The organism is Flavobacterium gyeonganense, assembly GCF_029625295.1.
Taxonomy (GTDB): Bacteria; Bacteroidota; Bacteroidia; order Flavobacteriales; family Flavobacteriaceae; genus Flavobacterium; species Flavobacterium gyeonganense.
This window is the reverse complement of the sequence record NZ_CP121112.1, coordinates 615,500-629,839: the sequence shown is the minus strand read 5'-3', so window position 1 is coordinate 629,839 and position 14,340 is coordinate 615,500. Positions and strand designations below refer to the sequence as shown.

The following is a 14,340-nucleotide window of genomic DNA, read 5'->3' as shown; positions in this document are numbered from 1 at the left end:
TAAATCTGCGTGAAACTAAAAATCAGCGCTTTAATGGCAAAAAACAAAAAATAATTTAAGGCAAAGAGAGGAAAAAAACTTAGCATCTTATTCTCTCAGAACCTTAGCAACTTTTAAAAAAAATGAAAACATACATAGACATAGGGATCAACCTAACCAACAAACAATTCCAAAACGACATAGACGATGTCGTACAAGACGCAGTCGATGCCGACGTATCGCAAATGATACTCACGGGCACAAGCGTACGAAATAGTGAAGAATCCGCAAAGATTGCCAGGCAGTATCCGGGCGTGTTGTATGCGACTGCTGGAATTCACCCGCATGATGCGAAAAGTTTTGATACGCAGAGCATTTCGAAACTAAAGAATGTATTACAGCAGAAACACGTAGTTTCAGTAGGCGAATGCGGACTCGATTTTGATCGGGATTTTTCGCCCCGAAACAAACAGGAAGAATGTTACAAAGCCCAGCTAGAATTAGCGATTGAAGTTCAGAAACCGTTGTTTTTGCACGAAAGAGCTGCTTTTACAAGATTTATGGACATCACAAAAGACTATTTGCCGAAACTGCCAAAAGGTGTTGTGCATTGTTTTACAGGAAGTCTGCAAGAAGCCAAAACCTATCTCGACAACGGATTTTATCTGGGTTTTACAGGAGCGATTTCAGATGCAAAGCGTTTCAGCCATTTAAAAGAAGTCATTCAGTACGTACCGCTCGACCGAATGATGATTGAAACCGATGCACCGTTTATGCTTCCTAAAAATGTCCCGAACAGCCTCTTGAAGAAATACCACGAACGCCGTTGCGAACCTGCTTTTCTGCCGTATGTTGCCGGAACAGTGGCACAATTTAAAGGAATTCCTTTGGATAAAGAGGCGGAGGAAACGACGAGGAATTCTAAAAGATTTTTTGGGATTTAAATCTTAATTAAAGATTATTTGTTGGCTTTTAAATCAGGTGTTTGTACTTGGTTTGAGAGCTTTTTGTTTGTATATATTTGAAAGCAAAATCTATTGATATTATGGGAAACCGTAAAATATTTTGTGAAGTTTTATGCATTTTTGATGACTGATTTTTATCGTAAACTTTATAATTAGCAATAGCAGTAATTTAAGATGCGGGAAAAAGTTAGGTTTAGTTTTTATAAAAGGAATTAAAAAAAGATATATGTATTTTAAGCTGTTAGCAATTAGGCCTCTAATTAATTGTAATGAAAATTTTTTGAAGAATTTAAAACCAAATCAAGTCTATCAATTCTATAATGAATACAAATTTCACTTTGAATCTGATGATGAAAATAAAAACGTTACTTCGATTGAAAAGTTGGATCAAACTGTTCCAAAAGATTTTTTTGATAAAAAAATTAATATTTCTGCAATTGTTGGGAAAAATGGGAGTGGGAAAAGCGCTCTAATTGAATTATTTATCGCTTCAATTAATCAATTTTCATTAAAACTTAAAAATGAAGATAAGATTGAGACTACCGCATATCTTAAAAATGTGGTTCAAAGCAAAGAGGAAAAAAAATTGAATGTGAAATATTTTATGAAATTGATAATACATTTTTTAAATTAATTATAAACAATGAAAATGTTTTATTTAATGAAATAAGTATATCAAATAACAACTTAGATCTTGATGATTTTTTTTATACGGAGGTAATTAATTATTCAATATATGCATATAATTCTTGGGAGATCGGTGATTGGATAGATAGTTTGTTCCATAAAAACGATTCATATCAAATCCCCTTAGTTATTAATCCTAAAAGAGAAAATAAAAATAGTGGTTATGCAGGAATAATAGATATTAACAATGAGAAATATCTATTGCAACAAAGACTTTTGTCTATTATTTTAAGACCTGTAATTAAAAATAATGACTTTAGAAAAATAGGAGATAATTTAATAGCTGATAAAATAAACATTTCAGAAAGAGAATCTAGAGATTTTTTCTTTTATTCAAATAATGAAGATTTATTAGGTACAAAAGTAGAAAAAGAAGCCGATAAAATAGAGTTTTTTAGTACAACAATCAATAATACTAAATTTAGTATTTCATTTGATAATAATGATTCTAACTCTAACATTCCTTTCGGTATGTATGTGAATTTTAGAGAAATCTTAAGTGAAATTAAGCACAGATTTGGAATTAGGGATTTAAATGTTCGAAATCAATATAAATTTGATTCATACTTAATTTATAAGGTAATAAGTATGTGTGAAAAATACATAATTTACAATAAATATATTATTGTAGAAGATACTATTCCTTTGGATAATAAAAAAGGAATGAAGGGAGAATATATTTTATATTCTATAAATATTAAAGAATTTCTAACGGATATTATTAAGAATCCTAGCCATATTTCGTATAAACTCCAACAAACGGTAAATTATCTCAAATTTTATGATAAAATATGGTCAAAATTGGATTTTGGACAACAAATACCATTAAATGAAATAGCAGATAAAATTAATCAAGTTTCTATAAGTGAAAAAATAGATTTAATTGAATTATTGCCACCACCAATTTTTAATACAAAAATATTGTTAAGTAATCAGATAGATGCTAAGTTAATAGAATTGGATAATTTAAGTTCTGGAGAGCAACAATTAATTCATTCAGTAAGTTCAATAATATATCATTTACACAATATTAATTCAGTAAAAAAGAATGAAAAAATAATTAAATATGATTTTGTTAATTTAATTTTAGATGAAATAGAACTCTATTTTCACCCTGAATTTCAAAGAAAATTTGTTAATTATATTATTGAGAGTATTAAAAATGCAGATTTAGAATGCATTAAAGGAATCAATATTCTTTTTGTAACGCATTCACCTTTTATTCTTTCAGATATTCCTAAACAAAATGTATTATTTCTTGAAGTTAATAAAGATAAAATGTCATTGCCAATGACATATCAAGAGAATAATACTTTTGCAGCTAATATCCATGAAATGCTTACAAATGGTTTCTTTTTAAATAGTACTAAAGGACAATTCGCAATATCAAAGATTAATGAGTTTTTAGATTTTTATAAAAAGTCAATTAACTTAGATAAAGATCAAAATGAAAAAGAATATATTCGAGTTGAAGCTTTTTTTAATATTTGGAAAAGAGAATATTCAAAAAAAATAATTGAATTGATTGGAGAAGAATATATTAAACGAATATTAAAAAGTCAACTAGATGAATTAGATAAAAAATTTAATCCTCAATATTTAGAAGTTAAGCAAAGTGAATTGAAAAAACAGTTAGAAGAAGTTGAAAAATTAATTGCGAAAAAAACTAAAGATGAGGAAAATTAAATACCCGTATAATAATGTACTAGAGAAGAAAGTGTTCGATAAAAAGTATTATAATTTAATTAAGGACAAACTTGATATTGATATAAAAAAACTAAACTACTTACTTAAAAGAGTTGACAGCAATTATAATATTCAAGTTTTGTTAACAAGTGATTTTACAAAGCTAATTAGAATTAATGAGAGTATAGAAAAATCAAAATATAAAGCGAAAATTGAAAATTTCTTTGTTAAGAAAAATTTACTAAAATTAAAATATCTTTATGATGATCTTCAACCTCACATTTCTAATTTTGTTATGGAGGAGATGAACTTAAAATCTTGTCATTATTGCAATATTGATTTTGTAAATACATTTGAATAACACTACAAGTTTAATTCAATTGATCATTTTATTTTAGAAGCTCCTGAGGAAATATTAACTAAGTATGGTAATATTTCGTCTTCAACAGCAAAAGATATTATAAATAAAAGAATTTTAAATAAGGCTGTTAGCCTAACAGATATAGTTAGTAAAAGAATTTACACGCAAATATTTAATTATGTAAATAGTAAGTCAATAAAAGGCTGTGCTAAAGTTGATTTGAATGATGTTGTTATAAAGAAAAATCATTTTACATTAGATCATGTTTTGCCAAAAAATAAGTTTTCTTTTTTTCATTAAGTATATATAACTTGGTTCCTTCTTGCTCTTCTTGTAATTCTAAGTTTAAGCATATGAAGGAATTTACTGTTGATGATGGCTTGACAAAAATTTGTCCAACTTCTAATGAGTTTGAATTAGATGAACTATTTAAGTTTAAAATGAACTTCGATATTAATGATCCTGATTTTGAGAATAAGATAAAAAGTATTAAGCAGATTAGTGATGTAGAAGTGAAAATAAAGAATAGTAAGTCTTTATTGGGAGTAGATGAATTTATCAAAATTTTCAGAATAGAATCACGATACGAATATCATAAATATATTTCGCTAGATTTGATTGAAAATCGTAAGATGTATTCTGATTCTCAAATAGATGAAATTGAAAAAATTTTTTGGGATAATAAAATATTAATTGATAAAGAGACATTCAAAAAGCAAATTTTCGGTTCTGTAATTTTTGAAAAAGAAAATACAAATGAGCCTTTTGAAAAATATAAAAAAGACATTGCGAAGCAATTAGGAATAATATAATAAAAAAGGACACTGTCCTAAAAAGTGTGTAAGTTTAAAAATAATGGGGTTTGACTTTTTAATTAAAGTTGAACCCTTTTTTCAAATATAGTTAAGAACTGATTGAGTATTAATCCCCAATTATGTATTGGCATTGTCCATTTTTTGGACGGGTCATAAAGCATGGATAAAGCATGGATAGTGCATGAAAACAAAATCAAAAATGTAGAGTCGATAGTCGTGATTTTTTGTTTTTTTCTAAAATCTAAAAATAATGCTTTTCGAAGTCATTTGAGGGTAATAAACCATTTGGCAGAAGTAATAAATTAAATCTTTGATATTTTCATTATAAATTTCACAAAATATGAACTGCAAATTAACTTTTAAAGAAAGAGCCGAGATAGGTATGAAAATACTAGCCAAACAGAAAGGAGTTACTTTAGAGCAAGCAAGAGCACAAGCAAAATGGCTTAGTGAAAATAGTACTTCTAAAGTAAAGAAGAAAAGAATCTAAATCATCCCAATAAAAACCCAAACCCCGCAAATAACAATTGGCGGGGTATTTTTTTGAAATAGGTTTTTAATTTTATAAGAAATAAATTTCTGTACATAATATAAACATATTCTACAGAATCTTGTCATTTCGAGGAACGAGAAATCTTCGCGAGTAACTCCGCAGCGCATATTGCCAATCTTTGTAGAGCTACTTGCGAAGATTTCTCCTTACGTCGAAATGACAAACTCTATGAAAACAAACTTTGAAAATAGCTAAACTATGTGAATTTAAAATAGTGAAACGCCTTTAAACGTAAGGAAAGACTATGTTCTATGTGTTGAAAATAATTATGCAGAAGAGTTTACTTCTAATATTTTTTTAACATTAAAAAGACATTATTTTAAGGAAAAATTACTCTAAAATTCTTACTTTACCATTTCAAAATAAAAGCCGGTATTAATGAATATAAGCATCTCAGTTAAACAATTAGGAAAAAAACATCCGCTCCTGCAGGAAAAAGTATAGCGCTGGCGATAGAAAATCCTGTAATTACCACGCAAAAGCTCATAGAATTGATTGTAGATCATCAGGTACAATTATTCCATTCATCTTCATTTGAGTTTGAAGACGAAGACAAAATCCATCTTCCAAAAGAAAATTACCTTCCCATCTTAACCGATACTGGAAAAGTTGGTTTTGGCGCAATTTACAACCACAACAAAGTAAATCTTGTCAAAGCGCAGGAAAATGCCCTTCAGGCTTTTGAAGACGGAATGTACGCCATCTTTTACGGCGATGATCAGCTGGAAACCTTACATCAGGAAATCAACCTCGAAGAAAATAAAGCGATTACATTTATCAGGCTTACGTTTTTGGCAGGGAGTTATTGGTAGGAAGGAATATAGAGAATAGAATATAGATAATAATCTGTAATAAGCGTCACGTATAAAATCTATTTTCTTTATTCTATTTTCTCAAAAAAAAAATCTAAAATTTAAAATATCAAAACATGACAATAGAAGATCTTTTAAAAAGTAAAAAAATAGAAAACCCGCTTAAGAGGTTCAAAAAAGAATTAGAAGAAATTACGAATACAGGTTTTATTTCGCAGCTGCTGTCTAAAAGCAAACTGAAAAAAGAGGTTGCCGAATTTGGCCTTCTTTTACTGAAACTTAACGACAGCTATACCGGAGTTTATATTGCATTGGGTTCTAAGCATTGTACGGAGTTTGAAAAATACGTAAAAGCAGACATGTGGGAAGACAAAAATTACTACGATTTGCTGGTTTATTTTTTCGGAGAAGAAAGTGCGGTTTATGTAAAAGAAGCATGGAACAGGCTTCCGCAGAAAATGTATCAGGACGGGTATGCCAGACGTTCTTTCAGAGCGCCCAACAATAACTTATTTTTATTGGTGAATCAGGTTAACTTTTTGCGTTCGCTGCTTGGCGGGCCTAGTATTTACAATTACCAAAACAGCAGTTATTATGATTTAAGTATCGAAGACCAGATCCGGTACGATACTGAATTGCATAATCCGGTGAATCAGTTTATGCTTTGGTCTTCGGCATTGGAGCAGGGTAAAGAAGGGCTTTTTCAGCTGTTTGAGGATATCATTTTCAACAAAGACCCAAGGGGAAAAGTATCACGAAATATCATCAAAGCACTTTTAAATACAGAGAAAAAAGTATGCTGGGAACTGGTCGAAAAATTACTGTTGGCAGCACAAAGACAGGAAGGTCTGCGCCAGACAGTTCTCGAAGCGCTTGACGAAACCAGTATTGGCGCATTGCAATATATGATCAACGTGATTTTAGAAAACAAACTAACGCGTTTTTCATCAGTCGTGCGTGCCATTGATACCTGGACCGGTTTGGGCTGGGAATCTGAAAAAGAAACTACGGTTCGAAATATCCTGCAGCTCGCAGCCGGATATTTTGCTAATCCGGAGTCGATTGCAAAAGGCATTCAGAGCAAAAACAACAATGAAGTGTATATGGCACTTTGGGCTCAGGGTGTTTTTGATGTTGAGAAAACGGTTCCGTTTCTGCATGAATTATTAGAAAACGGTTCGGTGGAGAAAAAATGTCTCGCCCTCAAATTTGCCGGAGAAACGGCAGATCCGTATATCGAAATGCCGATGTATTTTAAAGCTTTAGACCATGATAATCTTCAGGTTCTGGCTTTTGCATTGCCCCGAATGAATGCTTTGTTAAACGCCAATTCGAAATCTAAATATTATGTAGCAAATACAGATTATCCGCAATTTTTTGAGAAAGCCTATACTTTAGCGGAAGCGATAACAGAAAAAGAAAAAGTTTTTGAAAGCAAAGTATTTTCATGGCTTACAGTGAAGTTTGAAAAAGATTCGCTTTACGCTGCGGCGATTTATTTAATAGGCGACAACAATGACCGACTGGAACTTGTATTAAATAAGTTTGAAAGTTTGTCACTGAATTTAAGAGAGCATCTGACACGTGAAATTTTAGGCAATTTCTATAGCTATTCCTATTACGCTTTGAAAAACGATAACGGAAAAGATAAAGTTCCAACTGATTTTCAAAGAGATTTTGCACTTCGCATCTTAAAAGACAGGGGAGAATCTTTGGTAGCTTCGGCCATTAATGTGTTGAACAGGGTAGCCATTTCAGAAACAGAATTAGAGATTTTTCAGGAACTGTTTAAGCGTAAAAACTCGACTTTAAAGAAAAACTTAATTGCTATTATTTTAAAACAGGAAGATGCTGCAATCGAAACTTTCATAAACCAGACTTTAGAAAAAGGTGATCTGGAACAACGTATGTCGGTTTTGGATTTGATGCTGCAGTTACAAAAAAGCAATAAACTGACCGATAAAGTAAATCATTGGGTAAAAGAGTATTCGGCGCGACCGAAAATTACAGAGAAAGAAACCAAATTCTTAGAGCAGTTAGAACCGGAGAAAAAGAAAGATATTTTAAGCGCAGAAAACGGATACGGATTTTATACGCCAAATGAAATTTCGCCTTATGCACTGCCAAAACCGGAAGCTGATTCTTTATATGTAAAAGCAGTAAAAGCAGAACAATATGGTTTCTCAAAACCGATGGAGCATATTAAAAAGGAAATTGTAAAGCTTTACAAGCTGTACGAAGAAAACCGAAATTACGAATACGAAATCGAAAATTACGATAATAGTAAATCTACGGTTTTACTTGGAAATGCTTTTAACAGGCTCAGATACCTTAAGGATGAAAAAAATCCGGAAATTGCAGCGACCAATTATCCGTTGTACGAAGTCTGGTCGGGATGGTTTGAAAATTCAGGATTGGCAGAAAGAGATTTGTTTTTAATGACGCTTATCAGCAATTGTGACAGAAAGATTTTTCGTGATTTTCTGGAGAAACATGTTTTTTATTATAAAGAATTACTGCCGCACCAAAATAAAAGAGGGTACGATTGGGACAATGCAATTCTGCAGATTCTGAATGCCCTACAGCTTAAATATTCGTTTAAAGAAGAGACCGATTTCTTAATCGATGCCTGCAGTACTTTGTATGCCGATTTGCCAAAATCGATTCTGGAATTTGAATACAAACCCGGAAAAGACGAGTATTATTATAATAATGATAACGGAAACGGCTGGCAGAATCAGATTTTTTTTGATATTTATCTGAATAAAATAAATGTCGAAAACTTAACCAAAGAACAAAACATAAAAGTCTGGAACCTGTACCGATGGAGACAATTAAACGGACTGGAACGTAATATTCCGTACAACAAACCTCCAATGTATTTGTACTGCGCTGCTTTTGAGCAAAATGCAATTACTGAAGGAGAACTTTATGAAGGAATTCTGGAAAGTGACAGGATTTCTACATTAACCAGTGAAAACAAAAAGCATTACAGGCATATTAGAAGTGAAGAATTATTGATGAAGTTTCCGTTTTTGATTCCGATGATTGATAAAATCCGCGAAACATTTTTGGATGTTGAGGTTAAAAGAGGCGATTCGAATACTTCGGTTACGCATTTGGTGCAGAGTTTCCAAAAGATTTACGGCATCAATCGCCTGGTCGAAATGTTGATCGCACTTGGCAAAGCAAGTTTATACAAAGGATATATTTATTCGTGGAGTTACACCGATTTGACCAAACAAAAGCTATTTAGTTATTTATTAAAAAGATGTTTCCCGCTGGAATCAGATACGCAGGAACTTTTTAATGAATCAATCAAAAAAGCCAAAATCTCAGAAGAAAGACTTATTCAGGCTGCCATTTATGCTCCGCAATGGCAGAAATTTATCAGCAATTATCTGGACTGGAACGGACTTGACGAAGGAATCTGGTGGCTGCACGCGCATACTAAGACCGCTGCTTATGGCGATGTAAATGCAGAATTAGAAAGTGAAGTGGCGAGATTTTCAGCAATTGATCTTCAGGATTTTAAAGACGGTGCGGTAGATAAAGACTGGTTTACATCGGCTTACAAAAAATTAGGAAAAGCAAAATGGGAAATGCTTTATGAAGCCGCAAAATATGTAACTGACGGTAACGGACACCGCAGGGCAAGATTGTACGCAAGTACAATTACCGGGGATTTGAAAATCAGGGAAGTTACCGCAAAAGTAAAAGACAAAAGAGATCAGGATTACCTAAGGGTTTACGGATTGGTACCGTTGAGTAAAACAAGTCCTGAAAAAGACATATTATCGCGCTACGAATATTTGCAGCAGTTTAAAAAAGAAAGCAGGGAGTTTGGCTCGATGAAACAAACTAGCGAAGCACTTGCAATACGGGTGGCACTGGAAAATCTGGCAAGAAATGCCGGTTATCCGGATCCGGTGCGTTTGACCTGGGCAATGGAAACCAAACAGGTTCAGAATATTTTATCAAAAGAAACGCAGGTTACGATAGACGATACAAGAGTAAGTCTGGTAATTTCAAGAGAAGGAAAAGCAGATTTATCGGTTTTGAATTTAAAAACGGATAAAGAAGTAAAAGCAATTCCGGCGAAAATCAAAAAAGAAAAAGCTATTCTTGAATTATTAGACTATAGAAAAACAATGCGGGAACAATGGACAAGATCACGAAAAGGTTTGGAAGAAAGTATGATTCGTGGAGACGAATTTTTATTCGCAGAAATGCAGAACCTTTTTGAACATCCGATTATTTCGAAACATCTGGAGAAGTTAGTTTTTATTTCGAACGATAATCAAATCGGTTTTTATGTTGATGGCAACCTGATTTCGGCTTTGGGTGAAGTTTTGCATTTAAATGAAAAACAGACTTTCAGGATTGCACATTGTTTTGATTTGCATAAAAATAATGTTTGGGTAGATTTTCAGTCGTATTGTTTTGATAATAAACTGCAGCAGCCTTTTAAACAAGTCTTTAGGGAATTATACATTCCGACTGCAGATGAACTAAGTGAAAAAGCCATCTCAAGACGTTATGCCGGACATCAGGTACATCCGAAACAAACGTTGGCTTTACTGAAAAACAGAGGCTGGAAAGTAGATTATGAAGAAGGATTGCAGAAAGTTTTTCATAAAGAAGGCTATCAGGTAAAAATATATGCAATGGCAGATTGGTTTTCGCCAGCAGATGTAGAAAGTCCGACTTTAGAAACTATCGAATTCCATTCTTTAAAAGATTATAAAAATATTGCTTTTGAAGATATTAATCCGAGGATTTTCTCAGAGGTGATGCGCGATATTGATTTGGTGGTAAGTGTTGCCCATGTTGGAGGCGTTGATCCTGAAGCAAGTCATTCGTCAATAGAAATGAGAGCGGTGCTGCTTAGAGAGACTTTACGTTTGTTTAAAATTAAGAATGTGGAAATCAAAGAAAAGCATGCGCTGATAAAAGGAGAACTGGCCAGCTATAGTGTTCATTTAGGAAGTGCCGTTGTACATCAAATACCCGGGAAATACTTATCGATTCTTCCGGTTCAATCACAGCACAGAGGACGTTTGTTTCTTCCGTTTGCCGACGAAGATCCGAAATCTGCTGAGGTAATGTCTAAAGTTTTGCTCCTGGCGAAAGATAATGAAATACAGGATCCGACAATTTTGACGCAAATTGATAAAACGTATGCTTAAATTCAGGGACCAAAAAACGTTTCAGATGTAGGATTTTTAAAATTTCACAAAGAATTGTTAAATTAAGATGCAAAAGACTACATTTGTACTCGAAATATAACAATTAATCAAACATAGTATCATGTCAATTCAACCAAACTACGATCATTTAGAAGGATTTCTTCCTGCTAAGACTTTGGACGTGATAGTATTTTTTATGGAATTGAAGTGTAAATTATAGTTTAACTCAGCATAAATACAAAAAAGCGTCCTCGAAATGGACGCTTTTTTTTGTTTTACGGTATTTAGATTTCGACAAATAGAATCAAAAAGTACTTAGATTTCACTTAGTATGACACAAAAAGGATTAAAAATAAACGCTTAACTAAAAATAAACTAAAAAATAAAAGACGAAATGTTTAATGCATAACCTAAATATTGAAATATAATTTTGAAAAGTAATCTGATGAGAGACAGTCATTTGATACAAAACAGAATCTGCCAAAGAAAGCGGACAGGAATTTCTATGTTTTAAAATTTTAGTTAACTAATTGGTAGTCAGTAGAATAATTTAAAAAAAAGATTTGGATAATTGATTTTTTCGACTTTATCTTTGCCGAAGAAAAATCGCAATAAAAATTGCTGACTTTAAAAATGATTTTAAATAATACAACATATAAAATGAATTTAGAACATAACATATATAACAAACAACTGGCAAACCCGGGAATGGATCTTGGATGTTTTACAGCACAGGTGCATGAATATAGGCAATAGGATACGTATATCTTATTAAATCTCATGAAGCACCTTTAACCGGGTGCTTTTTTTATGTTCAAAAATAAAATGATTTTGTCGCTCAATTGGCAGAGCAATTGGATATTACCCAATAGGCTGTAGGTTCGATCCCTTCCAAAATCAAAGAAATGTTCTCTAGAAAGAACTGGCTCATTGGGGTTACTGGCTAACCTTCCCGACTGTCTCTCGGGAGAAACGGGTTCGACTCCCGTATGGGCCGCTTATTTTAAAACTTCTGAGGGACTTAGGTCCTAAGAAACTTAAAATGGTGTTTTTAGTTTATTTGGTAAAACGTCGGTCTGTGGATCCGAAGAACAGGGTTCGATTCCCGAAGACACCCTAAAACTGGGAAGATAACGGTGGTTGTTTACCCGCCTTGGACGCGGGAGGTCGCAGGTTCGAATCCTGCTTCCCAGACAAAATGGAAATACGCTAAAGCTGGAGAGTTAGGTCGGTCTGTAACACCGCTGTCTTTTGACTGAGTAGGTTCGAATCCTACTATTTCCACAATTTCAGTTTTAAATACTGAGGATTAATAAATGCAGGAATGGCGAAATGGTAAACGCGGCAGATTTAGAATCTGTTTTTTGAGAGTTCGAGTCTATCTTCCTGTACATTTTTTTTGAGTATTTAATTTTCTACGCAAAATAATTGCGGAGTTGTGTAGCAATCTTTGTTCAGGAAATAAATAAGTTCTTTATAAAGTGAAAAACAGCAAAATTTTGCTTGAAAATATCAAACAAGTCCGGTTGCGTGTTTCTGTATAACACCATTGTAGGGAACTTTTCGCGAAAGCGTATCATGTTTTTCTATGCAGCTTGATTTGGAGGTTTTGAAGGTTTTCCAAAAAATCATCAGACAAACTCTATGTGTCATGGGTTCGACTCCCATTCGCAGGAATGCGATAGCTCAGTCAGGTAGAGCAATAGAAATTTGCAGGTTCGAATCCTGCATCAACTATGGGTTGATTGGACGAAGTGGTAAGTCAACAGACTGAAAATCTGTGTTTCAGAGAACATCACTCTTAAAAAGATGACCAGAAAAGACTGATTTGTCTTTGTCAGTGAACTGAAGATTTTAAGATCTGAAAATTCACACTCACGATGAAACCAGTGCGGATAGAAATGTATTATGAAATGCTCGTTTTCTTTTCGGCTTGATTGTTAGAAGATTTTTAGAATTTGCTTCTGCAGGAAATAGCCGTAAACAATTTGAGAAATCTTAAACAAACTATTCGTCCGTTTTTCCAGGAGGAGAAAGGCAAGGAAGTTTTTTTTATTAAAGTTAAAAGTTAGAAGTAAAAAGTTAGAAGTAAAATAAGGATTTCATCGGTTTCAGAACCTGAAACATGAAACAAAGAAAACCTGAAATAAAATAAAAACTATGATTAATAGAATTAAAATCGAGTCATACCAAGTAGGATTGGTGTTTGAAAACAGAAAATTAACAAAAGTATTAAGGGAAGGAAAGCACTGGATTATTGGTGATAAAAATGTAACGATTCACGAAATGAATTTTCCATTTCAGGCATCTTTTGAATTGAATGTTTTATTGGAAAACGAAGTGTTATCTGCCATGTTAGAAATCGTTGAGGTAGCTGATAATGAAATTGTACTGCAATTTGTAAACGGAAATTTCAAAGAAGTTTTAACTGCCGGACGATATGCGTTCTGGAGAGGAATTGTAAAATATGAATTCAGAAAAGTAGATTTATCTAAAATTTATATTACTGAAAATATCGCTGTAAATCTTTTGGAAACTGTAAAATTAAGACCATTCGTGAGAAAATTTATGGTGGCAAGCAATGATAAAGCTTTGCTATTCGTAAACGGAACTTTTACAACCGAGCTAAAATCAGGAACACATTATTTTTGGAATAATGCTATTACAATTGATGTAAAAACAATTGATATGAGACAGCAACAAGTAGAGATTTCAGGTCAGGAATTGTTGACCAAAGATAAAGCAGGTTTGAGAATCAATTTCTTTGTAAGATATCAGGTTGTGGATATTTTGAAAGCTTTGATTGAAAACAAAGATTTTGAAAAACAGTTGTATGTTTTAATGCAATTGGCTTTAAGAGCTTTTGTTGGCGGATTAACGCTTGACGAATTATTGAGCAAAAAAGATACTATTGCCCATGATATTGTGACAGATGTCAATTCTAAAGTAAATGAACTTGGTTTGTTTATTTCTGATGCCGGTATAAGGGATGTTATTCTTCCGGGAGATATGAAAGAAATCATGAATCAGGTTTTGATTGCCGAGAAAAAAGCGCAGGCAAACACGATTATGAGAAGAGAAGAGACAGCTTCGACAAGAAGTTTACTGAACACCGCAAAATTGATGGAGGAAAACGAAATGTTATGGAAATTGAAAGAGATGGAGTATGTAGAAAAAATCGCTGATAAAATTGGGGAAATCACGATTTCAGGAAGCGGAAACGTCATCGGTCAGTTGAAAGAGATTTTCGTTAAATGAGAAAATTGCCAGTTTAAAAGACTGGTGGTTTTTTT

General features: G+C 32.8%; 9 protein-coding genes and 5 tRNA genes. All 14 read left to right on the top strand.

Going from position 1 to position 14,340, the window contains the following annotated elements:
• The first annotated feature begins 122 nt into the window (after positions 1–122).
• The 14 genes from P5P89_RS02560 (at position 123) to P5P89_RS02495 (ending at position 14,305) form a co-directional block, all read left to right on the top strand.
• Positions 123–923, top strand: coding sequence for a TatD family hydrolase (locus tag P5P89_RS02560; protein WP_278010607.1), 801 nt, complete (start codon positions 123–125; stop codon positions 921–923).
• 247 nt (positions 924–1,170) lie between these two features.
• Positions 1,171–1,578, top strand: a complete 408-nt coding sequence (locus P5P89_RS02555) for a hypothetical protein (protein ID WP_278010606.1) — start codon at positions 1,171–1,173, stop codon at positions 1,576–1,578.
• A gap of 143 nt (positions 1,579–1,721) precedes the next feature.
• Positions 1,722–3,317, top strand: coding sequence for an AAA family ATPase (locus P5P89_RS02550; RefSeq protein ID WP_278010605.1), 1,596 nt, complete (start codon positions 1,722–1,724; stop codon positions 3,315–3,317).
• On the top strand, positions 3,304–3,678 hold the full coding sequence (locus tag P5P89_RS02545; protein ID WP_278010604.1) for a hypothetical protein: 375 nt from the start codon (positions 3,304–3,306) through the stop codon (positions 3,676–3,678). The genes P5P89_RS02550 and P5P89_RS02545 overlap by 14 nt, the downstream gene beginning before the upstream one ends.
• A 353-nt stretch (positions 3,679–4,031) precedes the next feature.
• Positions 4,032–4,490, top strand: a complete 459-nt coding sequence (locus P5P89_RS02540; RefSeq protein WP_278010603.1) for a hypothetical protein — start codon at positions 4,032–4,034, stop codon at positions 4,488–4,490.
• Between the two features lie 343 nt (positions 4,491–4,833).
• The gene (locus tag P5P89_RS02535) at positions 4,834–4,983 is read left to right on the top strand and encodes a hypothetical protein (protein ID WP_278010602.1); all 150 of its coding nucleotides are present in this window, start codon (positions 4,834–4,836) and stop codon (positions 4,981–4,983) included.
• 554 nt (positions 4,984–5,537) lie between these two features.
• Entirely contained in the window at positions 5,538–5,858 is a 321-nt protein-coding gene (locus P5P89_RS02530) for a hypothetical protein (protein ID WP_278010601.1), read from the top strand.
• Between the two features lie 116 nt (positions 5,859–5,974).
• Positions 5,975–11,047 (top strand): DUF4132 domain-containing protein, encoded by a 5,073-nt coding sequence (locus P5P89_RS02525; protein ID WP_278010600.1) that lies wholly within the window; start codon positions 5,975–5,977, stop codon positions 11,045–11,047.
• A gap of 827 nt (positions 11,048–11,874) precedes the next feature.
• Positions 11,875–11,947 (top strand) — tRNA-Asn (locus tag P5P89_RS02520).
• 24 nt (positions 11,948–11,971) lie between these two features.
• Positions 11,972–12,044, top strand: a tRNA-Asp gene (locus P5P89_RS02515).
• A gap of 47 nt (positions 12,045–12,091) precedes the next feature.
• Positions 12,092–12,164: transfer RNA gene (locus P5P89_RS02510), tRNA-His, on the top strand.
• A gap of 5 nt (positions 12,165–12,169) precedes the next feature.
• Positions 12,170–12,241, top strand: a tRNA-Pro gene (locus tag P5P89_RS02505).
• A 124-nt stretch (positions 12,242–12,365) separates the two neighbouring features.
• Positions 12,366–12,438: transfer RNA gene (locus P5P89_RS02500), tRNA-Leu, on the top strand.
• A gap of 769 nt (positions 12,439–13,207) precedes the next feature.
• Positions 13,208–14,305 (top strand): slipin family protein, encoded by a 1,098-nt coding sequence (locus tag P5P89_RS02495; protein WP_278010599.1) that lies wholly within the window; start codon positions 13,208–13,210, stop codon positions 14,303–14,305.
• Positions 14,306–14,340 lie beyond the last annotated feature (35 nt).